26 protein-coding genes and 1 tRNA gene (1 of these 27 cut by a window edge) are annotated in these 25,253 nt (G+C 63.8%); 6 read left to right on the top strand and 21 right to left on the bottom strand.

Features of this window, described 5'->3' with window-relative positions:
- Positions 1 to 15: transfer RNA gene (locus NOM55_RS10005), tRNA-Ser, on the bottom strand (it extends 176 nt beyond the left edge of the window).
- A 145-nt stretch (positions 16 to 160) separates the two neighbouring features.
- On the opposite strand from NOM55_RS10005, the gene NOM55_RS10000 reads away from it, so the two are divergent.
- Together NOM55_RS10000 and lolA are read left to right on the top strand one after the other, a co-directional pair.
- Positions 161 to 1,753, top strand: coding sequence for an NAD+ synthase (locus NOM55_RS10000; RefSeq protein ID WP_255908460.1), 1,593 nt, complete (start codon positions 161 to 163; stop codon positions 1,751 to 1,753).
- A 63-nt stretch (positions 1,754 to 1,816) separates the two neighbouring features.
- Entirely contained in the window at positions 1,817 to 2,419 is a 603-nt protein-coding gene (gene lolA / locus NOM55_RS09995; protein WP_047967089.1) for an outer membrane lipoprotein chaperone LolA, read from the top strand.
- Positions 2,420 to 2,494: 75 nt separating this feature from the next.
- On the opposite strand, the gene rraA is transcribed toward lolA, so the two are convergent.
- The 7 genes from rraA to pcnB all read right to left on the bottom strand — a co-directional run bounded on the left by rraA (position 2,495) and on the right by pcnB (position 7,743).
- Complete coding sequence (gene rraA / locus NOM55_RS09990) at positions 2,495 to 2,974, bottom strand: ribonuclease E activity regulator RraA (RefSeq protein WP_255908459.1); 480 nt, start codon at positions 2,972 to 2,974, stop codon at positions 2,495 to 2,497.
- An 84-nt stretch (positions 2,975 to 3,058) separates the two neighbouring features.
- On the bottom strand, positions 3,059 to 3,439 hold the full coding sequence (gene panD / locus NOM55_RS09985; RefSeq protein ID WP_120811143.1) for an aspartate 1-decarboxylase: 381 nt from the start codon (positions 3,437 to 3,439) through the stop codon (positions 3,059 to 3,061).
- Between the two features lie 37 nt (positions 3,440 to 3,476).
- A complete protein-coding gene (panC, locus tag NOM55_RS09980) occupies positions 3,477 to 4,310 on the bottom strand; it encodes a pantoate--beta-alanine ligase (protein ID WP_255908458.1) in 834 nt (277 codons plus the stop codon).
- 9 nt (positions 4,311 to 4,319) lie between these two features.
- Positions 4,320 to 5,111, bottom strand: a complete 792-nt coding sequence (panB, locus tag NOM55_RS09975; RefSeq protein ID WP_047967093.1) for a 3-methyl-2-oxobutanoate hydroxymethyltransferase — start codon at positions 5,109 to 5,111, stop codon at positions 4,320 to 4,322.
- 115 nt (positions 5,112 to 5,226) lie between these two features.
- On the bottom strand, positions 5,227 to 5,865 hold the full coding sequence (locus tag NOM55_RS09970) for a deoxynucleoside kinase (RefSeq protein WP_255908457.1): 639 nt from the start codon (positions 5,863 to 5,865) through the stop codon (positions 5,227 to 5,229).
- 37 nt (positions 5,866 to 5,902) lie between these two features.
- Complete coding sequence (gene folK / locus NOM55_RS09965; protein ID WP_255908455.1) at positions 5,903 to 6,388, bottom strand: 2-amino-4-hydroxy-6-hydroxymethyldihydropteridine diphosphokinase; 486 nt, start codon at positions 6,386 to 6,388, stop codon at positions 5,903 to 5,905.
- A complete protein-coding gene (gene pcnB, locus NOM55_RS09960; RefSeq protein ID WP_255908454.1) occupies positions 6,385 to 7,743 on the bottom strand; it encodes a polynucleotide adenylyltransferase PcnB in 1,359 nt (452 codons plus the stop codon). Before pcnB ends, folK begins: the two co-directional genes overlap by 4 nt.
- Before the next feature lie 400 nt (positions 7,744 to 8,143).
- Here pcnB and NOM55_RS09955 point away from each other — a divergent pair, with 400 nt between their 5' ends.
- The 3 genes from NOM55_RS09955 to murB all read left to right on the top strand — a co-directional run bounded on the left by NOM55_RS09955 (position 8,144) and on the right by murB (position 10,920).
- Positions 8,144 to 8,431, top strand: a complete 288-nt coding sequence (locus NOM55_RS09955) for a hypothetical protein (RefSeq protein WP_120811134.1) — start codon at positions 8,144 to 8,146, stop codon at positions 8,429 to 8,431.
- Positions 8,432 to 8,504: 73 nt separating this feature from the next.
- Positions 8,505 to 9,893 carry an MATE family efflux transporter gene (locus NOM55_RS09950; RefSeq protein WP_255908453.1) on the top strand — a complete coding sequence of 463 codons (1,389 nt, stop codon included), beginning with the start codon at positions 8,505 to 8,507 and terminating at the stop codon, positions 9,891 to 9,893.
- Between the two features lie 10 nt (positions 9,894 to 9,903).
- Positions 9,904 to 10,920 (top strand): UDP-N-acetylmuramate dehydrogenase, encoded by a 1,017-nt coding sequence (gene murB, locus NOM55_RS09945; RefSeq protein WP_255908452.1) that lies wholly within the window; start codon positions 9,904 to 9,906, stop codon positions 10,918 to 10,920.
- A 75-nt stretch (positions 10,921 to 10,995) separates the two neighbouring features.
- Here murB and NOM55_RS09940 read toward each other — a convergent pair whose 3' ends face one another.
- Both NOM55_RS09940 and NOM55_RS09935 read right to left on the bottom strand, forming a co-directional pair.
- The gene (locus NOM55_RS09940) at positions 10,996 to 11,376 is read right to left on the bottom strand and encodes an MAPEG family protein (RefSeq protein ID WP_120811128.1); all 381 of its coding nucleotides are present in this window, start codon (positions 11,374 to 11,376) and stop codon (positions 10,996 to 10,998) included.
- A gap of 15 nt (positions 11,377 to 11,391) precedes the next feature.
- Entirely contained in the window at positions 11,392 to 12,051 is a 660-nt protein-coding gene (locus NOM55_RS09935; protein WP_255908451.1) for an energy-coupling factor ABC transporter permease, read from the bottom strand.
- 102 nt (positions 12,052 to 12,153) lie between these two features.
- Between NOM55_RS09935 and nadC the strand changes: the two genes are divergently transcribed.
- Positions 12,154 to 12,993 carry a carboxylating nicotinate-nucleotide diphosphorylase gene (nadC, locus tag NOM55_RS09930; protein ID WP_255908450.1) on the top strand — a complete coding sequence of 280 codons (840 nt, stop codon included), beginning with the start codon at positions 12,154 to 12,156 and terminating at the stop codon, positions 12,991 to 12,993.
- Positions 12,994 to 13,150: 157 nt separating this feature from the next.
- Here nadC and NOM55_RS09925 read toward each other — a convergent pair whose 3' ends face one another.
- The 11 genes from NOM55_RS09925 to NOM55_RS09875 all read right to left on the bottom strand — a co-directional run bounded on the left by NOM55_RS09925 (position 13,151) and on the right by NOM55_RS09875 (position 25,005).
- Complete coding sequence (locus tag NOM55_RS09925) at positions 13,151 to 13,909, bottom strand: molybdopterin-binding protein (protein ID WP_255908449.1); 759 nt, start codon at positions 13,907 to 13,909, stop codon at positions 13,151 to 13,153.
- Entirely contained in the window at positions 13,906 to 14,688 is a 783-nt protein-coding gene (locus NOM55_RS09920; protein WP_255908448.1) for a YdcF family protein, read from the bottom strand. Before NOM55_RS09920 ends, NOM55_RS09925 begins: the two co-directional genes overlap by 4 nt.
- An 89-nt stretch (positions 14,689 to 14,777) precedes the next feature.
- Positions 14,778 to 15,488, bottom strand: coding sequence for an ABC transporter ATP-binding protein (locus NOM55_RS09915; RefSeq protein ID WP_047967104.1), 711 nt, complete (start codon positions 15,486 to 15,488; stop codon positions 14,778 to 14,780).
- Positions 15,485 to 16,255, bottom strand: coding sequence for an ABC transporter ATP-binding protein (locus tag NOM55_RS09910; RefSeq protein ID WP_047967105.1), 771 nt, complete (start codon positions 16,253 to 16,255; stop codon positions 15,485 to 15,487). Before NOM55_RS09910 ends, NOM55_RS09915 begins: the two co-directional genes overlap by 4 nt.
- 3 nt (positions 16,256 to 16,258) lie before the next feature.
- Positions 16,259 to 17,323: an ABC transporter ATP-binding protein gene (locus NOM55_RS09905; RefSeq protein ID WP_047967106.1), complete on the bottom strand. Its 1,065-nt coding sequence runs from the start codon at positions 17,321 to 17,323 to the stop codon at positions 16,259 to 16,261.
- Between the two features lie 19 nt (positions 17,324 to 17,342).
- Positions 17,343 to 18,272 carry a branched-chain amino acid ABC transporter permease gene (locus tag NOM55_RS09900; RefSeq protein ID WP_047967107.1) on the bottom strand — a complete coding sequence of 310 codons (930 nt, stop codon included), beginning with the start codon at positions 18,270 to 18,272 and terminating at the stop codon, positions 17,343 to 17,345.
- A 510-nt stretch (positions 18,273 to 18,782) separates the two neighbouring features.
- Positions 18,783 to 20,132 (bottom strand): N-succinylarginine dihydrolase, encoded by a 1,350-nt coding sequence (astB, locus tag NOM55_RS09895; protein WP_255908447.1) that lies wholly within the window; start codon positions 20,130 to 20,132, stop codon positions 18,783 to 18,785.
- Positions 20,129 to 21,589 (bottom strand): succinylglutamate-semialdehyde dehydrogenase, encoded by a 1,461-nt coding sequence (gene astD / locus NOM55_RS09890; RefSeq protein WP_255908446.1) that lies wholly within the window; start codon positions 21,587 to 21,589, stop codon positions 20,129 to 20,131. Before astD ends, astB begins: the two co-directional genes overlap by 4 nt.
- Complete coding sequence (gene astA, locus NOM55_RS09885; protein ID WP_255908445.1) at positions 21,590 to 22,633, bottom strand: arginine N-succinyltransferase; 1,044 nt, start codon at positions 22,631 to 22,633, stop codon at positions 21,590 to 21,592.
- On the bottom strand, positions 22,630 to 23,670 hold the full coding sequence (aruF, locus tag NOM55_RS09880) for an arginine/ornithine succinyltransferase subunit alpha (RefSeq protein ID WP_047967111.1): 1,041 nt from the start codon (positions 23,668 to 23,670) through the stop codon (positions 22,630 to 22,632). Before aruF ends, astA begins: the two co-directional genes overlap by 4 nt.
- A 114-nt stretch (positions 23,671 to 23,784) precedes the next feature.
- A complete protein-coding gene (locus NOM55_RS09875) occupies positions 23,785 to 25,005 on the bottom strand; it encodes an aspartate aminotransferase family protein (protein ID WP_255908444.1) in 1,221 nt (406 codons plus the stop codon).
- Between the last annotated feature and the right edge of the window lie 248 nt (positions 25,006 to 25,253).

Below are 25,253 nucleotides of genomic sequence, written 5' to 3'. Positions count from 1 at the left end.
CTCATCCACCTCTCCTAGATGGCCTATCACCGGCGTTTCCGCTCAAGCAACAGAGGAGGCGCATTGTATAAGCGAGTCGGCCGTTGCGCAAGTTTTTTATGCGGTACGGGCGAGACAACGCTAAAATTGGCCGATCGATTCTCTACTGGTGGTTCTCCCGATGCGCATTGCACTTGCCCAGTTCAACCCGGTTGTCGGCGACATCGCCGGCAACACCCGCAAAATCCTCGAGCTGGCCAAGACGGCCATGGCACAGGGTGCCGACGTGCTGGTCACGCCGGAGCTGGCGCTGACCGGCTACAGCCCGGAAGACCTGCTGCTGCGCGAACACTTCTACCGCGCCATCTACGCCGGCCTCGACGAACTGGAAATGCTGGACGGCATCACGCTGGTGATCGGCCACCCTGCCCGCCTCGGCCACGAGCGCTTCAACGCCGCCACCGTGCTGCGGGATGGCAATAGATTGGGCCAGTACCACAAGATGCTGCTGCCCAATAACGAAGTGTTCGACGAGTGCCGCTACTTCACTCCCGGCGCCGCGCCACTGGTGTTCGAGCAGAATGGCGTCAAGGTCGGCATCATCATCTGCGAGGACGGCTGGTCGGTGGAGCCGGCGGCCGAAGCCGCCGATGCCGGCGCCGAGGTTATCGTGTCGCTGAACGCATCGCCGTTCCACCGCAACAAGATCGCCACCCGCCATGAGGTGATGCGCTACCGGGTACAGGAAACCGGCCTGCCGATGGCCTACGTCAACCTCACCGGCGGCCAGGACGAACTGGTGTTCGACGGCGCCTCGTTCGCGCTGAACAAGGCCGGCGAAGTGGTGGCGCAGGCCGCCGCCTACGACGACGAACTGCTGCTGCTGGATGTGGTGGATGGCGACATCGTTGCGGCCAACCTTGCGCCGCTGCCGGACGAACTGGAGAGCGCGTACCGCGCCCTGGTGGTCGGCGTGCGCGACTATATAGTCAAGAACGGCTTCCCCGGCGTGCTGCTGGGTCTGTCCGGTGGCATCGACTCCGCGCTGACGCTGGCCATCGCGGTCGACGCGCTGGGCGCCGACAAGGTGCACGCGGTGATGATGCCGTCACGCTACACCGCCGACATCAGCGTCGACGACAGCCGCGACATGGTGCAGCGCGTCGGCGTGAAGTACGACGAGATCGAAATCTGGCCGATGTACGAAAGCTTCATGAGCGCACTGGCGCCGTCGTTTGCCGGCCTCCCGGCCGACACCACCGAGGAAAACCTGCAGGCGCGCATCCGCGGCACGCTGCTGATGGCGCTGTCCAACAAGTCCGGCAAGCTGGTGCTGACCACCGGCAACAAGTCGGAGATGACCACCGGCTACTGCACGCTGTACGGCGACATGGCCGGCGGCTTCGCGGTGCTGAAGGACGTGGCCAAGACGCTGGTATTCGCGCTGTGCCGCTGGCGCAACACCCAGGGCGAGATCATTCCGGAACGCATCATCACCCGGCCGCCGTCGGCGGAACTTCGCCCCGACCAGAAAGACCAAGACAGTCTGCCGCCGTACGACGTGCTGGACGCGATCATGGAACGCTACGTCGAGCACAACCAGTCCGCCGCCGACATCGTCAAGGCCGGCTTTGCCGAGGCCGATGTGGCCAAGGTGGTGCGCCTGCTAAAGATCAACGAATACAAGCGCCGCCAGGCGCCGGTCGGCCCGCGCATCACCCATCGCGGTTTCGGCAAGGACTGGCGCTACCCGATTACCAACCGCTTCAGCTGAACGCGGCCCCGGCGGGCGGGTCATAGCAACAGGGACAACCGCCCGCGCCAGTTAAGGATACGCATGAAACAAGCCCTACTCGGCCTGCTGCTGGCCGCCACGCTGCCGGCACACGCCGCCGCGCTGCCGCAGTTCAAGGCCTTTATCGCCGGCACCAGGACCCTGGCCGCCGATTTCACCCAGACGGTGAGCGGCAAGCAGCGCCAGGAAACCGCACACGGCACCATGCAGATCCAGCGCCCCGGCAAGCTGCGCTGGACCTACGCCCAGCCGTTCGAGCAGCTGATCGTCGGCGACGGCAAGACGCTGTGGCTGTACGACAAGGAGCTGGCTCAGGTCACCCGCCGTGACCAGGCTGGCGCGCTGGGCAACTCGCCGGCGGCGCTGCTGGCCGGCAGTAACGCCATCGAGCGCGACTACCAGCTGCGCGAAGTCGGCAAGACCGGCAAGGTGGAATGGCTGGCCGCCAGCCCGAAAAAGGCCGACAACACGTTTGAATCGATCAAGATGGGCTTCACCGCCAACCAGCTGGTGGAAATGGAGCTGGCCGACAGCTTCGGCAACATCACCCGCATCCAGTTCAAGAACCTGCAGCGCAACGCCAAGGTCAACCCGGCACAGTTCCGCTTCACCCCGCCCGCCGGCGTCGACGTGGTCGGCGAGTAAGACGCCAACCGCAAAAAAGCCGGACCCGCGGGTCCGGCTTTTTTTACGCCTGCGGCCAACGTTGGCCGCAAGGGCTTACAGCAGCGGCGTCGCCGACAGCAGCAGCCCGTCCTCGTCGACATACAGCCAGTGGCCGGGCACGAACTCCACCGCGCCGAAGGCCAGCACCAGATCGCGCTGCCCTTCATTGCGCTTCACCGTTTTCTTCGGGTTGGTATCCAGCGCGCGCACGCCGATGTCCAGCGCGTTGATGGCCACCGAATCGCGGATGCAGCCATAAATCACCACACCTTCCCAGCCGTTCTTCACCGCCAGCTCGGCAATCTGGTCGCCCAGCAACGCGCAGCGTTTGGAGCCACCGCCATCGACCACCAGGATCTTGCCCTGCCCCGGCTCGGCCAGCACTTCGCGCACGCGGGTATTGTCCTCGTACACCTTCAGCGTCACCACCTGGCCGGCAAAGCGGGCGCGACCGCCGTAGGCGCGGAACATCGGCTCCACCACCGCCACGCGGCCCTCGTTGGCATCGTAGAGATCGGTTGTCAGGAAACTCATGCTTTCTCCTTTTCTCGTTTGTGTTCAGACAATAAAAAGCCGCCTCTGCGGGCGGCTTGGTTCGAACGGATCACGACGGCAGCATCAGGCCGGCTGTACCGGCGTCAGCGACGCCAGCTCGGTCATCTGGTTGCGCTCGTCGACGAACACCAGCTTCGGCGTGTGATTGGCCAGCTCGCTGTCTTCGTAGGCGGCGAACGAGGCGATGATCAGCAGGTCGCCGGGGGCGGCGCGACGCGCGGCGGAACCGTTGACCGAGATCACGCCGGAACCGCGCTCGGCGCGGATGGCGTAGGTGGCGAAACGCTCGCCGTTGGTCACGTTCCAGATCTGCACTTCTTCGTATTCCTTGATGTCGGCCGCTTCCAGCAGGTTTTCATCAATGGCGCAGGAGCCGATGTAGTGCAGTTCGGCGTGGGTGGTGGTGACGCGGTGAAGCTTGGATTTCAGCATGGAACGCTGCATGGTTCGGTCTTCCTGTTGTTGCTTGCGGCGCGGCGGGTCAGCGCGCCACTTCGATATTGTCAATCAGCCGGGTGCGACCCAGACGCGCCGCCGCCAGCACCACCAGCCGCGCCTCGCCGACGTGGGCAATCTCCAGCGTGTCGGCCTGACGGATCTCGACATAGTCCACGCGCCAGCCGTGAGCGGCCAGCTCGTCGCAGGCGGCCTTTTCCAGCGCCGCATAATTGCTGTCACCGGCCTGCAGCGCCGCGCGGATGGCGGACAGCTGGCGGTACAGCCGCGGCGCCTCGGCGCGCTCGTCACTGCTGAGGTAGCCATTGCGCGACGACAGCGCCAGGCCGTCATCGGCACGCCCGGTATCGACCGGCACGATCTCGATCGGCATGTTGAGGTCGTCGACCATGGCGCGGATCACGTGCAGTTGCTGGAAGTCCTTCTTGCCGAAGCAGGCGACATCCGGCTGCACGATGTTGAACAGCTTGGCGACCACGGTGGCCACGCCGCGGAAGTGGCCGGGGCGGAAGGCGCCGCACAGCTCGTTCTGGATATGCGGCGGCTCGACATTGAAGTCCTGCTTGATGCGCGGATACAGCTCACGCTCGTCGGGGAAGAACAGCACCGCGACACCGGCGGCACGCAGCTTGTCGCCATCGGCCTCGAAGGTGCGCGGGTAGGCGTCGAAATCCTCGCCCTGGCCGAACTGCAGGCGGTTGACGAAGATGCTGACCACCACCTGTTCGGCGTGCTGCCGCGCGGCGGCGACCAGCGCCAGATGGCCTTCGTGCAGGTTGCCCATGGTCGGGACAAAGGCGACGCGGCCGGCGGTTTTGCGCCAGGCACGCAGCTCGGCAATGCTACGGATGATTTGCATGGGACGGACTCAGAAACAGTGTTCGGGCGCCGGGAAAGTCTGTGCTTTCACCGCTGCGACGTAGGCGCTGACCGCGCCCTGGATGCTTTGCGCCTCGGCCATGAAGTCCTTGACGAAACGCGCTTTCTTGCCCGGATACACGCCGAGTACGTCGTACAGCACCAGCACCTGGCCGGAGACGTCGAGACCGGCGCCGATGCCGATGGTCGGCACGCTGATCGCTTCGGTGATCTTCTTCGCCAGCACCGCCGGCACACACTCCATCAGCACCATGCTGGCACCGGCGTCGGCCAGCGCGCGGGCGTCGGCCATGATGCGCTCGGCATCGGATTCGCTCTTGCCCTGCACCTTGTAGCCGCCGAAGGTGTTGACGAACTGCGGGGTGAGGCCGATATGGGCGCACACCGGCACGCCGCGCTGCACCAGGAAGCGCACGGTTTCCGCCATGAAGGCGCCACCCTCGATCTTGACCATGTGTGCGCCGGCCTGCATCAGGCGCGCGGCATTGGCAAACGCCTGTGCCGGGCTTTCCTGGTAGCTGCCGAACGGCATGTCGCCGAGCACCATCGCGTTCTTGCTGCCCTGCGCGACACAGCGGGTATGGTATTCCATCTGCTCCATGGTCACCGGCAGCGTCGAATCCCGCCCCTGCATCACCATGCCCAGCGAATCGCCGATCAGCAGGATATCGACACCGGCGCCATCCAGCAGGCTGGCGAAGCTGGCGTCGTAACAGGTCAGCATGCTGATCTTGCGGCCTTCGGCGGCCATGGTCTGCAAAGTATTAACGGTTATTTTCATATTCTGTATTTCCTCGTTGCGTGCAGCTGCGACCGGGGGGGGCGGGTGACCACCCGGATACGCAGGGGCGGCCGCGGTGCGGAACTGATGGCTCCGCCTTCCGGCCGGGCAGGGTTCAGATACCCTTGTTGAAGTAACTGCGTTGGCCTCGCATCTCGCTGATGCAGCGCAACAATAGCCCGAAATCATCATCACCTTCAACCAAATCAAGATGATCGGTGTTGACGATCAACAGCGGCGCGCCCGCGTAGGCGTGGAAAAACGTGCTGTAGGCGGCGTGTACGCGCTGGACATAGCCTGCCGGCAGCGGCGACATCGCACCACTGGCCACCGACCGCTCCAGCCGCTGCTGCACCGTTTCCGGCGACGCCTGCAGGTAGATCACCAGGTCCGGCACCGGATGGGCGCGCAACACCGCCGGCGCGATACGGCGGTACAGCGCCAGCTCGTCGTCTTCCAGCGCCAGCTCGGCAAACAGCGCGTCCTTCTCGAACAGGAAGTCGGACACCAGCGGCGTCGCCAGCAGCTCGCCTTCCAGCATCGCGCGCGCGGCGTCGGCACGTTGCAACAGGAAGGACAACTGGGTGGCCAGGCCGTGATACGGGGGATTGCGGTAGAAACGCTCGAGAAACGGGTTCTGCTCCGCGGCTTCCGCCAGCAGGCGCACCGCCCAGTGATCCGCCAGCCGGCGCGCCAGGGCGGCCTTGCCGGAAGCAATGGGGCCTTCCACCACGACATAGCGCAGTTGCGTCATCACGTACTCCTTGGGAGGCAGCCGCTGCTGCCGGGGGTTATTGACTGCGCGGCAGGCGGCTGACACCGCTGCCATCGAGCGAGGCGGCAATGTCGCTGACCCGGCCCTGCGGCAACTGCCGCTCGGGCGCCATTTCCGCCAGCGGCAGCATCACGAAGGCACGCTCGTGCATGCGCGGGTGAGGCAGCGTCAAAAACTCGCTGTCGCGCGTGACGCCGTCCATCAGCAGCAGATCGAGGTCCAGCACCCGCGGCGCGTTGCGGAAGCTGCGCACGCGGCCGAAGTCCTGCTCCAGCTGCAGCAGCTGCGCCAGCAGCGCTTCGGCGTCCAGCGTGGTGTCGACTTCGCACACCGCGTTGATGAAATCGGGTTGATCGGCGAAACCGACCGGGGCGGTGCGGTAGCAGGCGGAACGGCGCACCAGCCGCGTGGACGGCAATGCGGCCAACCTTTGCAGCGCCGCCTCCACCTGTTGCACCGGATTTTCCAGATTGCTGCCCAGCGCAATCACTGCCAGGGTCACGCCGGCTCCCCGCCACCCGCGGCGGCAGACGGCTTGCGCCGGCGACGGCGCTTCTTGCGCTCCGGATTGGCGGCTTCGCCACCGCTGTTGCGCACGTCGTCGACCAGCTGCTGGCGCTCGGCGGTATCGCCGTTCTGAAAGTCGTCCCACCACTGCTGCAGCTCGCGCGGCACCTCGCCGGCATCGGCGCGCAGGCAGAAGAAGTCATAGGCGGCGCGGAAGCGCGGCTGCTCGACAAAGCGGAACGGGCGCTGCCCGGCACGGCTCTCGAAGCGCGGCTGCAGGAACCAGATCTCGCGCATGGTGGCGGAGAAGCGCTTCGGGATGGCAAAGTCGTTGTCCTGCAGCGTTTCCACTTCCGCCATCGCCTCGACCAGGGCCGCGATGTCGCGCTCACCCTGCTGCAGGCGCTGCTGCCAGCGGTTGCGCACCTGCGCCCACAGCATCGCCGCCAGCATGAAGCCGACCGAAACCGGCTTGTCGGCGCGCACGCGCTCGTCGGTATTGGCCAGCGCGTTCTTGAGGAAGGTCTCACCACCCGGCTCGTCCATCACCGCATCCAGCAGCGGGAAGGTCCCCTGCGACAGGCCTTCGTCACGCAGCATCTTCAGGCAGGCGTAGGCATGGCCGGAGTGCAGCAGCTTCAGCAGCTCGTCGAACAGCCTTGCCGGCGGCTCGTTGCGCAGCAGCGCGGCGTTGGCCGCAATCGGCTTGCGGGTATGTTCGTCGATGGTGAAGTCCAGCTTGGCGGCCAGGCGGACCGCACGCAGCATGCGCACCGGGTCTTCCTGGTAACGGCGCGCCGGCTGACCGATCATCACCAGCTTCCTGGCGCGCAGGTCCTTCACGCCGTGGTGATAGTCGATGATGGTTTCATCGGTCGGGTTGTAGAACAGCGCATTGACGGTGAAGTCGCGACGCAGCGCGTCCTCGACCTGGTTGCCGTAGGTGTTGTCCGCCATCACGCGACCGGTTTCGTTCTTGTTGGCGACTTCGCCGCCACGGAAGGTGGTCACCTCGATGGTTTCCGGCCCCATCATCACGTGCACGATGCGGAAGCGGCGGCCGATGATGCGCGAGCGGCGGAACAGGTGGTGCACCTGCTCCGGCGTGGCGCTGGTGGCCACGTCGAAATCCTTGGGCGTGACTCCCAGCAGCAGGTCCCGCACCGCGCCACCGACGACATAGGCGGCGAAACCGGCGTCCTGCAGCCGCGATACCACACGCAGGGCGGCATGGCTGAGTGCGTCACGGCGCACGCCGTGCTGGGCCAGGGCAAGCACACGCGGCTTGCTCTTGTTGCCGGCCAGGCTGGCAGGCAAGTCGAAGATTCGACTGATGAGTTTACGGATCATCGGGGCTACACTGAGAAAGAAAAAAAGGACACAAAGTCCGCGTTCAGGCGGCGGATTATAGCGCGATTCGCAAAACTGGCTCCACCTGCCTGCCAATACCGCCGCCGGCAGCCGCGCGCCGCAGCGGCTTGACAAGCGGCGACGCCCTGTCGTAACGTTGTCCCTGCGCCGATTTGAGATCAGCTTGCGGGCGCATTATAAATGCCAGCTAAAGCGTCAGATCAAGCGATCCGCTGCAGCCACTGGCCAGCGGATTTTTTGTTTTCTGCTGCCGCAAAGCCGTACCCCGCGTGAAAACGCATGGCGCCGAGTTAATCGACAACTTGCAGGGCGCCGTTAAACCAACTCTGCTAAAGCGTCGCTCGGATAGTCCGGGCGACCGACAAGGAAGACCGAGACCATGTACGACTGCGAACAAGACCGTTACACCGAGTTTGCCACCACCCCTGCCCGTTCCACCCCATCGCTGCGCGGCGAGCTGCGCGCCATCCACCTCGGCGACAATGCCGGCGCCCGCCAGCTGACCACGCTGCTGGCCTGGGCCAGCGAACGCGGCCTGGCCGCCAGCCTGCAACAGGGCAAACTGCTGCTGCAGGATGTCGATGTCGACCAGGCACTGCAGATCAACCGCCTGTTCGGCAACGCGCTGATCATCAGCTGCCACCTGCGCCGCCCGGGCGTCGCCTGAGCCCGCTGCGCGGCACGGACGCCGCGCGGCCGATCCGGCTATAATCGGCGGTTTGCTCCCGAGCTGGATTGACATGCTGTTTCACCTTGATAAGGCCGGCTGGCCGCGCATCCGCGAAGAAACCCGCACCCTGAGCCATCTGGCGCTGCCGATGATGGTGGCGCAGATCGCCCAGGTCGCGACCGGTTTTGTCGACACGGTAATGGCCGGCCGCGTCAGCACCGACGATCTGGCGGCGGTATCGCTGGGCGCCAGCATCTTCATCACCGTCTATGTCACGCTGATGGGCATCGTCAGCGCGCTGAACCCAATCCTGTCGCATCAGTTCGGCGCCGGCGAAACCCGCAGCATCGGCGAAACCGCGCGCCAGGGCCTGTGGTTCGGCCTGCTGCTCGGCTGCCTCGGCGTGCTGCTGATGCTGGCGATCCAGCCGCTGCTGCGTCAGTGGCTGAGCCTGCCGGAGACGGTGGAAGACAAGGTGATGCTGTACATTGACGGTGCCGCCTTCGGCATGCCGGCGGCGATGATGCACCGTGCGCTGCACGCCTTTGCCTCCAGCCTCAACCGCCCGCGCCCGATCATGGTGGTGAGCCTGATCGCGCTGCTACTGAACATTCCGCTCAACTACATGCTGATCCACGGCCTGTTCGGCCTGCCGCAACTGGGCGGCGCCGGCTGCGGCTGGGCCACCGGCATGGTGATGTGGTTCAACGCCATCACGCTGTTCGTCTACCTCGCCCGCAACCGGGCACTGGCCGACTACGGCCTGACGCAGCAATTCAGCTGGCCGCAATGGTCGCGCTTTCCGGCGATGCTGAAACTGGGGCTGCCGATCGGACTGTCGTTCTTCGTCGAGGTCAGCCTGTTTTCCTTCATTGCGCTGCTGATCGCGCAACTGGGCACCCTGGTGGTGGCCAGCCACCAGGCGGTGCTGAACTTCTCCAGCCTGATCTACATGATCCCGCAGAGCATCGCCACCGCGCTGACCATCCGCGTCGGCCAGAGCATCGGCAGCGGCGACTACCTGCAGGCGCGGCTGATCAGCGGCCTCGGCATTGCGCTCAGCATCGCTGCCGCGGTGCTGACCATGCTGCTGGTGCTGCTGTTCCGCCACCAGATCATCGCCATGTACAGCCCGGACCCGGCGGTGGTGGCGCTGGGCAGCACGCTGATGCTGTTCGCCGCCTTTTACCAGCTGACCGACGCGATGCAAACGGTAGCCTCCGGTGCGTTGCGCGGCTACAAGATCACCACCCTGCCGATGGCAATCCACATCGTGTCGTTCTGGGGTCTCGGCCTCGGGCTGGGCATGGCGCTGGGGCTGACCGACTGGCTGGTGCCGCGCATGGGCGTGCACGGCTTCTGGGCGGCACTGGTGGTCAGCCTCAGCGTGGCGGGGCTGACCCTGGTCGGCTACCTTTCCCATATCAGCAGGCAGCGCCTGCATCGTCAAACCTTGTGAGGCCCGCTTCGTGACCATCACCTTCCAGCAACACGTTTCGCTGCAACCGTTCAACACCTTCGGCATTGCCGCCAGCGCACGCCGCTACACCGAGCTGCAGCAGCTGAGCGAGCTGCCGGCCCTGCTGGCCGAGCTGGATGGCCCGGTGCTGTGGCTGGGCGGCGGCAGCAACCTGCTGCTGCGCGACGACTACTCCGGCACCGTGGTACGCATCCTGCTCAAGGGCATCCGCCTGCTGGCCGACGACGGCGACAGCGTGGTCATCGAGGCCGCCGCCGGCGAAAACTGGCACGACTTTGTCTGCCACACCCTGCAGCAGGGCTGGTGCGGACTGGAAAACCTCAGCCTGATCCCCGGCACCGTCGGTGCCAGCCCGATCCAGAACATCGGCGCCTACGGTGTGGAGGTGAAGGACTGCATCATGGAAGTGGTGTGCGCCGACCTGCAGCACGGCGGCGCGGCGGTGACGCTGGCCAATGCCGACTGCCGCTTTGCCTACCGCGACAGCGTGTTCAAGCAGCACGCCGGCCGCTATCTGGTGACCGCGGTGCGCTTTCGCCTGTCGCGCCACGCGCACAGCAAGACTGGCTACGGCGACATCGCCCAGCAACTGCAGGCGATGGGCATCAGCGGCACGCCGACTGCACAGGAGGTCAGCCGCGCGGTGATCGCCATCCGCCAGAGCAAGCTGCCGGATCCGGCGCAGCTGGGCAATGCCGGCAGCTTCTTCAAGAATCCGATCGTCGACAGCGAGCAGGCCGCCGCGCTCTTGGCGCGCTTCCCGGCGCTGCCGCACTACCCGGCTGGCGAGGGCAAGGTGAAGCTGGCGGCCGGCTGGCTGATCGACCAGGCCGGGCTGAAGGGCTACCGCGACGGCGACGCCGGCGTACACGCCAAGCAGGCGCTGGTACTGGTCAACTACGGCCAGGCCAGCGGCCGGCAAATCGCTGCGCTGGCGGCCAAGGTGCAGGCCACGGTGCTGGCCCGCTACGGCGTGGCGCTGGAAGCCGAACCGATCATGCTGTAACTGCAACAAGCCATCGCCAAAGCAATGCGGCCAACCTTGGACAAGGTTGGCCGCATTGCTTTCCAGCCACCGGCATCACAGCAAATGCGCTGCCGCCAGGAACAGGTACACCACCACGCCAAAGCCCACCGTCCAGCACAGCGAGCGCAACGTGGCCCAGTCGGCGACATAGCACACGCCATAGCCGAGCCGCGCCACGATGAAGACAGCGGCCGCTGCATCCAGCTGCTGCGGGGTCACCATCATCAGGTAGGCGACGATGACGGCGGCGGCAAATGGCGCGAACGCCTCCCAGGAATTCTGCTGCGCCCACTGTGCACGCTGGCGCCAGCCTTGCAGCCCGGCGAGATACCGCCGCGGCTGATGATTGTCGAAACCCGGCCCGCTTTTGGCCAGCACCGCCCACAGCAGCGGCATCGCCGCGGCCAGCAGGATTGCCCAGAACGCAAACTGCATCACCCCCCCTTTCAGTCAGCGCACCAGATAGCGCGCGTCATCAAAACTGCGCACCCACTGCGGCCGGTACACCACCATGATCGACAGCACCAGCCCGCTGGTGAACGCCTCCGACCACGACAGCAAGAAATAGAACGGCAGCGCGTTATCCAGCAGGTAGGGCCAGTCGTATACGCCCTGCAGCCACAGCAGCGCCATGCCGCTGGCGGCGGCGACTATCAGGCTCAGGCCGCCGGCGAGAAAGGCGTTGACGAAGACATAGACGAACAGGTGTGCCGGCAGATAACGCTGCGCCAGACGCAGGGCCAGCGCGGTCACCGCCACCGCCGGCAACAGCGTGACGCAGAAATTCAGCCCCAGCGCCAGCCAGCCCAGTTGCCCTGCCGCCACCTGCAACAGCAGCACCAGCGCCAGGGCCAGCAGCGCCAGCTCTGGCCCCATCAGCAGGGTGAAGATCGCCGCCCCCAGCAGGTGAAACGACAGCCCCGGCTGCAGGCCGGCCTTGACCAGCCACATCGCGGCCAGCAACACACAGGCCGCCGCCCAGGCACTGACCGCGCCGGGCGCCAGCGTGCGCCACGGCACGCGCCACGCCGCCAGCGACAGCAGCAGCAACATCAGGCCGGTGGCAGCCCACAGCAGTGGCGGAGAAAACAGCGTATCGGGAAAATTCATCGGCGGATCGGGACGGGCGACAGAACTTCATCATAGCAGAGCACCCCACCGCCACGCCAAAGCGGGGTAAAATCGCGCTCTTTGCCCCGGACTCCGACCATCATGCCGACCTTGCCCGCCCAGCACCTGATCGCCCACTCCGTCAGCCTTGCCCTTGCCGAAGACATCGGCGACAAGGACTGGACTGCCGCCCTGTGCCCGAACCAGCCGGGCGAAGCGCGCATCGTGGCGCGCGAAGCGGCGGTACTGTGCGGCCAGGCGTGGCTGGAAGAGTGCTATCGCCAGATCGACGCGCACTGCCGGGTGCAGTGGCACGTCGCAGAAGGCACCCGCATCGGCAACGGTGACGTGGTGTGCACCATCAACGGCCCGGCGCAGGCACTGCTCACCGCCGAACGCAGCGGCCTGAACTTCCTGCAGACGCTGTCCGGCGTCGCCACCGAGACGCGCCGTTATGTCGATGCCGTCGCCGGTAGCCGCGCCGTGATCCACGATACCCGCAAGACGGTACCCGGCCTGCGCCTGGCGCAGAAGTACGCCGTCACCGTCGGCGGTGGCGCCAACCAGCGCGTCGGCCTCTACGACGGCATCCTGATCAAGGAAAACCACATCATCGCCAACGGCAGTATCACCGCGGCGCTCAAAGCCGCGCGCGCCATCGCCCCACCGCATGTAACGCTGCAGGTGGAAGTGGAAAACCTGGCCGAGCTGGACGAGGCGCTGGCCGCGACCTGCCCGCTGATCCTGCTCGACAACATGTCGCTGGACGAGATGCGCGAGGCGGTACGCCGCAATGCCGGCCGTGCGCAGCTGGAAGCCTCCGGTGGTGTCGATCTGGACAGCGTGCGCGCCATCGCCGACACCGGCGTCGACCGCATTTCCATCGGCAAGCTGACCAAGGACGTACGCGCCATCGACTTCTCGATGCGCTTCGTCAACTAAGCTACTGGCGCCTGCCGGCGCCCTACGCCACAACGACAAAAGGTTGGCCACAAGCATCACCGCTTGCGGCCAACCTTTTGTCTTGTCGCGGCGCGCGGGTCAGTGGCGCCGCCCCGCGTGATCCGCATCGGCCGTTAGCCGGCCAGCACCGCAGCAGCTAGCTCGCCGGCTTGTCACGCACCTCGTAGCCCTTGGCCAGCAGCGCCTTGCGCCACTCGTCCAGCGCCATCGCCACCAGCGCCGGCTGGCCGCTGAAGCCGAACTCGATGTGCATCTGCGGGATCACCTCGGTGCCGAAATTGGGCAGGCTGGAAAAACGCAGCGCCGGATAGCGCGCCACGAATTCCTGCATCAGCGTGATCAGGTCGCCCTCACGCGCCTCGATGGCGATGCAGCCCTGCTCTACGTCCGGGTGCTCGGAAAACAGCGCCCGGTACTGCGTGTCCAGCACCCAAGCCACCATCGGCCACGCCATATTGGGAAAGCCGGGCACGAAGTGCACGTCGCGGCAGGAAAAGCCCGGCATCTGGTTGACCGGATTGGGGATCAGCCGCGCGCTGACCGGCAGCCGGCCCATATTGATGCGGTGCGGATAGGCGTCGGCGCCAAAGCGGCCTTCGATCAGCTGCTTCGCCTCGGGGTGGATCGCCAGCGCCTCGTCCAGCGCCTGCGCAGCACAGGCGCGGGTGTAGTCGTCCGGCGTGGCGCCGATGCCGCCAAAGCTGAACACCAGGTCGCCACTGGCAAAGGCACGCCGCAGCGCCGCCTCGATGCGAGCCGGATCGTCGCCGAGGTACTCGACCCAAGCCAGCTTCATGCCGCGTTCCGCCAGCAGGCGGATCAGCGCCGGCATGTGCTTGTCCTGGCGTTTGCCGGACAAAAGCTCGTCCCCGATGATCAGTGCGCCGGTGTTCATGTGCTTAATCCTGTGATGAGGGAACGCAAACGATAATACAGCAGCCCCAGCCATTCGCGCTCCGCCTGATACACCTCCTGCATCGCACGCCCGCTCGGCAGCCAGTGCTGCAGCCAGATGCCGTCATAACGACTATAGCCAGTCGGCGCCGCCAGCACCTGCAGGCCGGCGGCACGGAACGACGGTAGCGCGCGCGGCATGTGCCACGCCTGCGTCACCAGCGTGATGCGACCAACCTTGGCCTCGCGCAGCAGCGCGGCAGACAGGCGGGCATTGTCGGCGGTGGTTTCCGCAGCGGCCTCCACCCAGCGTGGGGTGATGCCGTAATCCTGTTGCAGCACGCGCGCCATCACCACCGCCTCGGCCTCGCCACCGTTGGGGGCACCGCCAGTCAGCAGCAATGGCAGGCCACTGGCCCGCGCCAGATAGGCGCCATAGCGCAGCCGCGCCAGGCTGTCGCCGGACGGCACGTTGGCCGCATACTCCGGCGCCGGCCGCTGGCCGCCGCCGAGCACCACGATGGCGCCGGTCGTGCGCACCTGCGCCAGCGTGGCCGGCGCAAACGTTTCCAGCGCGCCGTTAAGCCGCATCGCCAGCCACGGCGTCGCCTGCAGATAGCTCAAGAGCAGTGCCAGCAGCAACAGCAAGCGGCCGGCCGCCGGTGCCCGCCGCTGCCAGTAGCCGCCGGCCAGCAGCAGCAACAGCCCGTTCAGCGGCGGAAAAAACAAAGCCCCGAGTGCCTGGCGGAGCAGGACATCGGGGCTGAGAGTGTCAAACATGGTGATTGTTCTCGCGACACGGCGGCTATATCCGCCTCGGGCAAGCACACACGGGGCGGCCGGCAGGCCGCACCCGTGACCGGACGGAATTAACCGCCGAGGTAGGCGTTACGCACGCGCTCGTCGTCCAGCAGTTCTTTCGCCGGGCCGCTCATGCTGATCTTGCCGCTTTCCATCACGTAGCCGCGCTGCGATACCTGCAGCGCCAGCTTGGCGTTCTGCTCCACCAGCAACATGGTCACGCCTTCGGCGGCCACCATCTGGATGATCTCGAAGATCTTTTCCACGATCAGCGGTGCCAGACCCATCGACGGTTCGTCCAGCAGCAGCAGCTTCGGCTGCGAGATGATCGCACGCGCCATCGCCACCATCTGCTGCTCACCGCCGGACAGGGTACCGGCCAGCTGCTTCTGGCGCTCCTTCAGACGCGGGAACAGCTCGTAGCCGCGCTCGATATCGCGCTGGATGCCGTCCTTGTCGTTGCGATGGAAACCACCCATTTGCAGGTTTTCTTCCACCGTCAGCTTGCCGAAGATGCCACGACCTTCCGGCACCATCACCAGACCGTTACGCACGAAATCGTGGGTGGCGATGCTGGTGGTGTCCTTGCCATCAAAGTTGATGCTGCCGCCGGCGATCTTGACCATGCCGACCAGGGTCTTCAGCGTGGTGGTCTTGCCGGCGCCGTTGGCACCGATCAGGGTCACCAGCTCGCCCTTGTTGATGTGGAAGTCGATGCCCTTGACGGCCTGAATGCCACCGTAGGAAACCTGCAGGTTCTTGACGTCTAGAATGCTCATTCGTGTGCCACTCCCAGATAAGCCTCGATCACTTTCGGATCTTTACGTACCACTTCGGGCACACCTTCCGCAATTTTCTTGCCATAGTCGAGCACGGCGATACGATCGCACAGGCCCATCATCAGCTTCACGTCGTGTTCGATCAGCAGCACGGTGACACCACCATCGCGGATCTTTTCCATCAACGCCTTCAGCGATTCGGTCTCGCTCGGGTTCATGCCGGCGGCCGGTTCATCCAGCGCCAGCAGCTTCGGCTCGGTGGCCAGCGCACGGGCGATTTCCAGACGACGCTGGTGACCGTAGGACAGGTTCTTGGCACGCTCGTAGGCGACATCCTCGATGCCGACATAGCGCAGCAGTTCCCAGGCCTTGGCCTCGATCTCGGCTTCCTCGTCGCGGGTGGCCTTGTTGCGCAGCACCGCACCCAGCGCATTGGCCTTGGAGCGGATGTGACGACCAACCATCACGTTTTCCAGCGCCGTCATCTCGTGGAACAGACGGATGTTCTGGAAGGTACGGGCGATACCGGTATTCACCACCACGTGCGGTGGCGCACGGAACAGGTCGTTGCCGTCAAAGGTAAAGGAGCCTTCGTCCGGGGTGTACAGGCCGGTCAGCACGTTGAACATAGTGGTCTTGCCGGCGCCGTTAGGACCGATCAGGCCGTAAATCTCGCCCTTGTTGATGTGCAGGCTGACATTACTCAGTGCGTGAAGGCCGCCAAAACGCTTGTTGATGCCTTCGATTTTCAGCAAAACTTCAGACATGGCTTAACCTTTCTTCGCATCTTTGAATTCGGCCGCACGACGCTTGGATGGCCACATACCTTCAGGACGTACCAGCATCATGATCACCATCGCTGCACCGAACAGCAGCATACGGGCGTTTTCCGGGTCGACAATCATTTTGCCGAAGGTATGCATCTGCAGCGGACCGATCACGTCACGCAGGACTTCCGGCGCAATGGTCAGCACCACGGCACCCAGGATCACGCCAGGGATGTGACCCATACCGCCCAGTACCACCATTGCCAGGATCATGATCGATTCCAGCAGGCCGAACGATTCCGGCGAGATAAAGCCCTGGAAGGTCGCGAACAGGCCACCGGCCACACCACCGGACAGCGCGCCCAGCGCAAAGGCCAGCAGCTTGATGTTGCGGATATTGAGGCCCATTGCCGCCGCGGCGATCGAGTCTTCACGCATCGCCACCCAGGCACGACCGATACGGGAGTGCTGCAGGCGGTAAACCATGATCACCACCACCACGGTCAGGAACAGGAACACGTAGTAGTACATGTGCACCGGGTTCAGGCTGAAACCGAATACCTCGATGGCCTTGCCCAGCGACACGCCGCCGATCTGGATCGGATCGATCAGGTTGATACCCTGCGGCCCGTTGGTGATGTTCACCGGAGCGTTCAGGTTGTTCATGAAGATCCGTACGATTTCACCGAAGCCCAGCGTCACGATCGCCAGATAGTCGCCCTTCAGCTTCAGTACCGGAGTACCCAGCAGCAGGCCGAACATCGCGGCCAGACCGGCGCCCAGCGGGATCGAGATGTAGAACGGCAGGTGAATGTCGAAGTGCGGCGAGCCCAGCAGCGCGAAGGTGTAGGCACCGACGGCGTAGAAGGCGATGAAACCCAAGTCCAGCAGACCGGCAAAGCCGACCACGATGTTCAGACCCAGCGCCAGCATTACATACAGCAGCGCGAAGTCGATGGTGCGCACCCAGGAGTTACCCAGGGTATTGCCGACCACGAACGGCAGCACGGCCAGCACGATGGCGGAGGCAATAAAGACCGCCAGTTTTTTGTTGGTATCCATAGTCATGCTCACTTGTCTCTCCCTATTAGGCGCGATCGGCCATTTTCTCGCCCAGCAGGCCAGAAGGACGGAAGATCAGAACGACGATCAGCACAGCGAAGGCAAAGATGTCCTGATAGTGCGAACCCAGGAAACCACCGGTCAGGTCGCCAATATAGCCGGCACCCAGACTTTCGATAATGCCCAGCAGGATGCCACCGGCGACGGCACCACCCAGGTTGCCGATACCACCCAGCACCGCGGCGGTAAACGCCTTCAGGCCGATCATGAAGCCCATATAGTAGTGAGCCTGGTCATAGTTGGTGGCAACCATCACACCAGCGATGGCACCCAGCGCCGAACCCATCACGAAGGTCGCGGAGATGATGGTATTGACGTTGACACCCATCAGGCTGGCAACCGCCGGGTTCTGGCTGGTGGCGCGCATCGCGCGGCCCAACTTGGTCTTCTCGACCACGACCAGCAGGCCGATCATCAGCAGCAGGCACAGGGCAACGATACCCAGTTGCAGCTTGGTGATGGTGGCACCGAAGATCTCGATGGTTTCGTGATCCAGGATCGCCGGGAACGGGATGTAGTTACGACCCCAGATCAGGATGGCAACCTGCTGCAGCACGATGGACAGGCCGATCGCGGTGATCAGCGGTGCCAGCTTGGGTGCGCCACGCAGCGGGCGGTAAGCTACGCGCTCGATGGAGTAGCCCAGCAGCATGCAGGCGGGAATGGCGACCAGCAGACCGATCAGTACCAGCATCGGACCCGGCAGACCGACGCCGGCATTCATCAGGGAAGTAACAACGGTGATGGTAACCATGGCACCAAACATCACGACTTCGCCATGCGCGAAGTTGATGAGGCCCATGATCCCGTACACCATGGTGTAACCAAGTGCGATCAGGGCATAAATGCTGCCCAGCACGAGGCCGTTCAGGATCTGTTGCAGAAAAATGTCCACGGTGGGATCTCCTAAGGATGATTGTCCCGACGATTTATGCGGGGTTTACCCTCTTTTACCGTCTTCTGTGCAAAGGTCGGCAGTTGGGTTTCTGTCCGACAAGCCGAGCGGATTATGATAGCGTATCCAATCGACTGTCAATCGCAAAAACTTGAGAAATTAAGGTTTTTTTGCGATTTTTTTAACACAATGCAAGTCATTGATTTAATTAAAAAAAACAGCAAAAAATACTAGCCGCAAATCAATGTTGCGTTGCAACCAAAGGCTTTTTTTGATGTTCTTTTTCGCGCGTATTATTTTTAAAAATTTTCCTTTCTTTTCGCAAACGAACCAAATTTGTTTCAATTCGAATCACAAATACGCCACCGATGCACCAAATCCGCGCAAAAGCAAAAAACTGATTATGGATACAATCGATTTTATTTGCTTTTGCACTCACACAACAAAAAAGCCACCTGCGACATGATCGCAGATGGCCTATATGCAAATGCATTTTCCAGATGGGTTTAATTACACCATTTGGAAAGGATACACCGAGCCCAGGGCCAGGATGCCACTCAGTTCGTCCAGTGCGGTACGGCACTCGACAAGCAGTTGCGGATCGGCCAGATCGTCCGGTGACAGGCGGTCGCGATAATGCCGGTCTACCCAAGCATTAAGCGTGCCAAATAATGCATCACTCATCATTACGTTCGGATTGACTGCCGCAATCTCTGCCGCCGACAGTGCCACACGCAGGCGCAGGCAGGCCGGGCCGCCGCCATTCTGCATGCTCTGCTTCAGATCGAACACGCGCACCTCGTCGATCGGGCCGCCGGAACTGCTCATCTTCTGCAGGTAAGTCCACACCCGCTCGATGTTGCGGCACTCTTCCGGCACCACGATGATCATCTTGCCGTCCGGCTTGGACAGCAGCTGGCTGTTGAACAGGTAGCTCTTCACCGCCTCTTCGACGCTGACTTCCGCCAGTGGCACTTCGATGGCGATGAAGTTGCCGCCGGCCGCGGCCAACTTGCGATCCAGCTCGGCCAGCACCTCGGCCTGGTGCAGGAAGGACTTCTCGTGGTGGAACAGCACATTGCGGTTACCGACCGAGATCACGTCGTTGTGGAACACGCCGGCATCGATGGTATCCGGATCCTGCTGCGCGTAGACCACACCCGCTTCCTTCAGACCGTGCAGGCGGGCCACCGCCTGGCAGGCTTCCAGCGTCTGCCGCGCCGGGAAACGCGCCGGTTTCGGGTAACGGCTGTCAAAGGCGGCGGCACCGAACACGAAGAACTCGACGCCGGCACCATCGTATTCATGACAGAAGCGGGTATGGTTGGCCGCGCCCTCGTCACCGAAGTGCATCTGTGCCGGCAGCGCCGGATGCACCGCGAAACGCGCTTCGTCGGCGAACATCGCCTGCAGGATGCGACGGGTAGTCGGATGCTCGATGGAGCGGTGGAACTTGTTGTTCAGGTTGGCCGGTGTGAAGTGCACGCGACCGTCGGCAGTGTCACCGGACGGGCTGACGGTGGCCGCGTTGGCGGTCCACATGCACGACGCCGAGGTGGCGGCCGCCAGGATCGCCGGCGCCTCTTTCGCGGCGCGGGCAATCACCTGTGCGTCGGTTCCGCCAAAGCCCAGCAGCCGCAGCGAGGCCACATCCGGACGCTCGTGCGGGGCCAGCACACCCTGCTTGAAGCCGAGGTCGTGCAGTGCCTTCATCTTGGCCAGGCCCTGCTTGGCGGCCAACTTCGGATTGGAGGCGGCATTCTGGTTGCCGGTAGAGGCGACGTTGCCGTAGGACAGGCCGCTGTAGTTGTGCGTCGGGCCCACCAGGCCGTCGAAGTTCACTTCAAAAGCATTGCTCACAGTACGATCCCCGGAGAAAGTTGAGACGGAACAGTCAGGCTGTCGCATTCCAGCGACGCTACCGGCCACGCGCAGTAGTCGGCGGCGTAATAGGCACTAGGACGGTGATTGCCGGAGGCGCCAATGCCACCAAATGGTGCAGCGCTGGAGGCGCCGGTCAGCGGCTTGTTCCAGTTCACCACCCCGGCACGGCTTTCCAGCAGGTACTGCTCGTACTGGCCGCGATCGTCGGACAGCACACCGCCGGCCAGGCCGAAGCGGGTATCGTTGGCCAGTTCGATCGCCTGGTCAAAATCGCGGTAGCGGATGATCTGCAGCAGCGGGCCGAAGAACTCGTCGTCCGGACGCTGCGCGTGGGTGGTGTCGATGATGCCCGGCGACAGGATGGCGCCGACTTCGGACAGTCGCTTCATCTCCAGCAGCACCTTGCCGCCAGTGGCGGCCAGGCTGGCCTGTGCCGCCAGCAGCGCATCGGCGGCGGCATTGGAAATCACCGAGCCCATGAACGGCTGCGGTTCCTCGTTGTACAGACCCACCTTAAGGTTGGCCGCAACCTCTACCAGGCGCGCGATGAAGGCATCGCCTTCGGCGCCCTCGGCCACCAGCAGGCGGCGCGCGCAGGTGCAGCGCTGGCCGGCGGAGACGAACGCCGACTGGATCACGTGATGCACGGCGGCATCGACATCGGCGACCGTGCCGACGATCAGCGGATTGTTGCCGCCCATTTCCAGCGCCAGGATTTTCTCCGGCTGACCGCCAAAGGCCTTGTGCAGCAGGTTGCCGGTGCCGGAGCTGCCAGTAAAGAACAGGCCGTCGATACCGTCGTGGTTGGCCAGCGCGATGCCGGTTTCCTTGGCGCCCTGGGTCAGGTTGATCACCCCGGCCGGCAGGCCGGCCTCGTGCCACAGGCGCACGGTTTCCTGCGCGGTCCACGGCGTCAGCTCGGACGGTTTGAAGATCACGGTATTACCGGCGATCAGCGCCGGCACGATGTGGCCGTTCGGCAGGTGGCCGGGGAAGTTGTACGGCCCGAATACCGCCACCACGCCGTGCGGCTTGTGGCGCAATACCGCCTGCGCGTCGCCCATCGCCGCGCTACGCTCGCCGGTGCGCTCGTTATAGGCTTTGATCGAGATCTCGACCTTGTTCACCATGGTGGTGACCTCGGTCTGCGCTTCCCACATCGGCTTGCCGGTTTCCTTGGCGATGATCTCCGCCAGCGCGGCCTTGTTGCTGTCCAGCAGTTCGCCAAAGCGGCGGATGACGGCCAGGCGCTCGTCCAGCGCGGTGCGTGCCCAGCCCTTGAACGCGGCACGCGCGGCGCGCACGGCGGCGTCGACTTGCTGCGCATCGGCGGCCTGGCCTTGCCAGATCAGGATGCCGGTGGCCGGATTGTTCTTGTTCAGCTGCTCGCCGCTACCGGACAACCAGCTGCCGTTGATGAATTGCGTTGCCATTTATGCAGTCTCCTTCGGCGACAGTGCCACCACGCGCACCACATCGCCCTGCTTGATATTCAGTGTTGCCGCCTGTTCCGCGCTCAGCTTGACGCTGTCCGCACCCGGTGCCAGCTCGGCCAGCAGCACGCGGAAGCCGTCGAAGCCGGTGTTAGACACCAGATAGAAACCGGTTGCCGCGCTGCCCGCGCTATCCGCACTGTCGCCAACGTTGGCCGCCAGCAGGCGGCTGTCGCGTACCGCGCGGATGTCGCGGGTGTAGGCCTGTACCGTCGGGCCGGCGTCGAAGATGTCGACGTAGCCTTCGTAGCGGAAGCCTTCGCTGTGCAGCATCGCCACCGCCGGGCGGGTGTTGTCGTGGGTCTGGCCGATCACCGCCTGCGCGTCCTGCGGCAGGAAGTCGATGTAGACCGGGAATTTCGGCATCAGCTCGGCGACGAAAGCCTTCTGGCCGACGCCGGTCAGGTAGTCGGCCTGCGCGAACTCCATCGAGAAGAAGTGGCGACCGAGCGCTTCCCAGAACGGCGAGTTGCCGGCGGCGTCGGACACGCCGCGCATCTCCGCCACCACCACCTTGCCGAACATTTCCGGGAACTGCGCCAGGAACAGGAAGCGGCTCTTGGACAGCAGGCCGCCGTTCTTGTTGACGCGGAAATCCGGGTGAAGGAACAGCGTGCACAGCTCGGAGTAGCCGGTGTGGTCGTTGGACAGGAACAGCGTTTCGTGACGAGTGTAAACGTCCAGCTCTTCCGAGGCGTGGACGATGGTGCCGACACGGTAGTTGTACCAAGGCTCTTTCAGGCCAACTGCTGCTTCCAGCGCGCAGATGCCGCCGACACGGCCGCTGGCGGTGTCTTCCAGCACGAACACGTAGCCGCGCTCGGCCAGATCGGCCTCGCCGCTGAAGCTTTTCTCGGAGCGGGCGATACGGGCGCTGAGGCGCTCTTCGTTCACCGGCAACGAGGTCAAACCCACGCCGGCGCTGCGCGCCAGCTCCATCAGGCCATCCAGGTCGGACGCCTTGACCGGGCGAATCACCATCATGCTGCAACCCTCCCTTGTTCTGCTTGCAATAGCGGCGCGACACAGGCGATCTGGCCGCTGGCGAGCGACAACGCGCGCGCGGTATCCGGTGTGATGAACAGCACGTCGTCCACCAGGCTGGCATGAGCCTGAGCCAGGGCGAACTGGTCGCTGCGATGGTTGGAAATCACCATCTCTTCGGCGCCTTCCGGCAGTACCGGCGCCACTTCAACCTGCGCCCGCAGCTGCTGGCGCATGCTGAACAACTGGTCGACCTCGGCGGTCAGCACCGCACCACCGTCAAAGATGTCGATGTAGTTGTCGGCCTCGAAGCCTTCGCGACTGAGGATGTTGAACGGACGCTCGAAATCGGGGTGAATCTGGCCGATGGCGTTTTGCGCCTGATCCGGCAACAGCGGCACGTAGATCGGGTAGGTCGGCATCAGCTCGGCAATGAAGGTCTTGCTGCGCTGGGCGAAGGCCTGCTCCACCTGCGGGAAGTCCATATTGAAGAAGCGGCGACCAATGGCGTCCCAGAACGGCGACTGCGCGTTGGCGTCGAGAATGCCCTGCATCTCGACCAGGATGCGGCGACCGAAACGTTCGCGCGCGGCGGCCATATAGAGGAGTCGGGCACGCGACAGCAATTCCAGCGCGCGCAGCGACAAATTCGGCATGCAGTAGAAGCCGCACAGCTGCACCATGCCGGTCAGGTCGTGGCACATGTTCAGCACGTGGATGCGGTTGTTCACCTTCAGTGCGCGCGAGGCGTGCACCATGGTTTCACTGCGGTAGCTGTAGAACGGCTCTTCAAAGCCGGCGGAGGCGCTGATCGACGCGGTGCCGACCACTTGGCCGTCGTCTTCCAGCACGAACATATAGTATTCGCGGCCGGTGCCGGCTACCGCCTCGTGCTCGAAGGCGCCGAGCGAGGTCTGGATTTTTTCGTAGAGCTTTTCCCGATTGTTCGGCAAGCTGGTGACGCCAATCCCGCTGTCTACCGCCATTGTTTCAATGACTGGCAGATCGGAAATGCGTACTGGACGCACGATCAACATGGTTATTTCTCCCTCGTGGCGTTCCGGAACCGGGCGCAGCAAGCCCCGCTCCGCTGCCGTGGCGGCAGCGGAGTTCCCCAGAATGCGGATTTGATTAGGTTCCGGAAACGGAAATCAGGCGCGGTTGGCAGCAACCAGTTCGGCGATGGCGGCATCGAAACGTGCCAGACCTTCGTCGATGTCTTTGTCTTCGATCACCAGCGACGGCGCAAAACGCACCACCGACAGGCCGGCGACCAGCACCATCAGCTGTTTGGCTTCGGCGGCTTTCAGGAATTCACGGGCGCGGCCGGCAAACTCGTCGGAGACCACGGCGCCGATCAGCAGGCCCATGCCGCGAATTTCCTTGAACACGTTGTACTTGGCGTTGATCGCGTTCAGACCGTCAACGAAACGCTGGTGCTTGGCGCGCACGCCGGCCAGCACTTCCGGACGGCTGACGATCTCGACCACTTTCTTGGCCACCGCCGACGCCAGCGGGTTGCCGCCGTAGGTGGTGCCGTGGGTGCCGACGCCAAAGCTCTTGGCGATCGCGCTGGTGGTCAGGATCGCGCCCACCGGGAAGCCGCCGCCCAGGCCCTTGGCCGAGGACAGGATGTCCGGGGTAACGTTGTATTCCTGGTAGGCGTACAGCGAGCCGGTACGGCCGACGCCGGTCTGCACTTCGTCGAACACCAGCAGCGCATTGTGCTGGTTGCACAGTTCGCGCGCCGCTTCCAGGTAGGCCTGGGTTGCCGGCAGTACACCGCCCTCACCCTGTACCGGCTCGATCACCACCGCGCAGGTCTTGTCGGAAATGGCGGCTTTCAGCGCGTCGATGTCGTTGAACGGCACGTGGGTGATGCCGGCCGGGTTCGGGCCGAAGCCTTCGGTGTACTTCGGCTGGCCACCGACGTTGACGGTGAACACGGTACGACCGTGGAAGGAATTGGTGCAGGAGATGATCTCGTGCTTGTCGGCGCTGTAGTGGTCGGCGGCGTATTTGCGCGCCAGCTTGAACGCGGCTTCATTGGCCTCGGCGCCGGAGTTGCACAGGAACACGCGCTCGGCAAAGGTGGTTTCGGTCAGCAGCGAGGCCAGTTCCAGCGCCGGCTCGTTGGTGAACACGTTGGACAGGTGCCAGACCTTGTTCGCTTGCTCGGTCAGTGTGGCGACCAGCTCCGGATGGCAATGCCCCAGCGAGTTAACCGCAATACCGCCAGCAAAATCGATGAATTCACGACCTTGCTGATCCCACACGCGGGAGCCGGCAGCCTTGACCGGGATGAAACCGGCCGGCGCGTAGTTCGGGACCATGACCTGATCGAAGGTATCGCGGGTAACGTTGGTGCTCATTGATAGTTCCTTATTGCAATCTGTACTGGATTTATTGTGTGAACAGCGTCTGTTACCGATTCTAATCCAATCATGGAAACAGACCATATCCTCTTTGCGACATCCGCTTACACATTTCCCTGAAATGTCCAACAATGTGCAAACGCAATAAACTCCTCTAAAATCAGATGGTTAGAAATATTTTTATAGATAGGCGCCGGATTTGTCCGGAATTTCGCCGCTTCCCGCCGCTGGCGCCGATCTGCCGG

Origin of the sequence: Vogesella sp. AC12, assembly GCF_024437575.1 — a bacterium.
Classification (GTDB): domain Bacteria; phylum Pseudomonadota; class Gammaproteobacteria; order Burkholderiales; family Chromobacteriaceae; genus Vogesella; species Vogesella indigofera.
This window is presented reverse-complemented; position numbering and strand designations above follow the sequence as displayed.

Bases quoted from the DNA above. Each gene is read 5' to 3' on its own strand.
- NOM55_RS10000 (WP_255908460.1), top strand. From the start codon at position 161: ATGCGCATTGCACTTGCCCAGTTCAACCCGGTTGTCGGCGACATCGCC.
- lolA (WP_047967089.1), top strand. From the start codon at position 1,817: ATGAAACAAGCCCTACTCGGCCTGCTGCTGGCCGCCACGCTGCCGGCA.
- rraA (WP_255908459.1), bottom strand. From the start codon at position 2,974: ATGAGTTTCCTGACAACCGATCTCTACGATGCCAACGAGGGCCGCGTG.
- panD (WP_120811143.1), bottom strand. From the start codon at position 3,439: ATGCAGCGTTCCATGCTGAAATCCAAGCTTCACCGCGTCACCACCACC.
- panC (WP_255908458.1), bottom strand. From the start codon at position 4,310: ATGCAAATCATCCGTAGCATTGCCGAGCTGCGTGCCTGGCGCAAAACC.
- panB (WP_047967093.1), bottom strand. From the start codon at position 5,111: ATGAAAATAACCGTTAATACTTTGCAGACCATGGCCGCCGAAGGCCGC.
- NOM55_RS09970 (WP_255908457.1), bottom strand. From the start codon at position 5,865: ATGACGCAACTGCGCTATGTCGTGGTGGAAGGCCCCATTGCTTCCGGC.
- pcnB (WP_255908454.1), bottom strand. From the start codon at position 7,743: ATGATCCGTAAACTCATCAGTCGAATCTTCGACTTGCCTGCCAGCCTG.
- NOM55_RS09955 (WP_120811134.1), top strand. From the start codon at position 8,144: ATGTACGACTGCGAACAAGACCGTTACACCGAGTTTGCCACCACCCCT.
- NOM55_RS09950 (WP_255908453.1), top strand. From the start codon at position 8,505: ATGCTGTTTCACCTTGATAAGGCCGGCTGGCCGCGCATCCGCGAAGAA.
- NOM55_RS09940 (WP_120811128.1), bottom strand. From the start codon at position 11,376: ATGCAGTTTGCGTTCTGGGCAATCCTGCTGGCCGCGGCGATGCCGCTG.
- NOM55_RS09935 (WP_255908451.1), bottom strand. From the start codon at position 12,051: ATGAATTTTCCCGATACGCTGTTTTCTCCGCCACTGCTGTGGGCTGCC.
- nadC (WP_255908450.1), top strand. From the start codon at position 12,154: ATGCCGACCTTGCCCGCCCAGCACCTGATCGCCCACTCCGTCAGCCTT.
- NOM55_RS09925 (WP_255908449.1), bottom strand. From the start codon at position 13,909: ATGAACACCGGCGCACTGATCATCGGGGACGAGCTTTTGTCCGGCAAA.
- NOM55_RS09920 (WP_255908448.1), bottom strand. From the start codon at position 14,688: ATGTTTGACACTCTCAGCCCCGATGTCCTGCTCCGCCAGGCACTCGGG.
- NOM55_RS09915 (WP_047967104.1), bottom strand. From the start codon at position 15,488: ATGAGCATTCTAGACGTCAAGAACCTGCAGGTTTCCTACGGTGGCATT.
- NOM55_RS09910 (WP_047967105.1), bottom strand. From the start codon at position 16,255: ATGTCTGAAGTTTTGCTGAAAATCGAAGGCATCAACAAGCGTTTTGGC.
- NOM55_RS09905 (WP_047967106.1), bottom strand. From the start codon at position 17,323: ATGACTATGGATACCAACAAAAAACTGGCGGTCTTTATTGCCTCCGCC.
- astD (WP_255908446.1), bottom strand. From the start codon at position 21,589: ATGGCAACGCAATTCATCAACGGCAGCTGGTTGTCCGGTAGCGGCGAG.
- astA (WP_255908445.1), bottom strand. From the start codon at position 22,633: ATGATGGTGATTCGCCCGGTCAAGGCGTCCGACCTGGATGGCCTGATG.
- aruF (WP_047967111.1), bottom strand. From the start codon at position 23,670: ATGTTGATCGTGCGTCCAGTACGCATTTCCGATCTGCCAGTCATTGAA.
- NOM55_RS09875 (WP_255908444.1), bottom strand. From the start codon at position 25,005: ATGAGCACCAACGTTACCCGCGATACCTTCGATCAGGTCATGGTCCCG.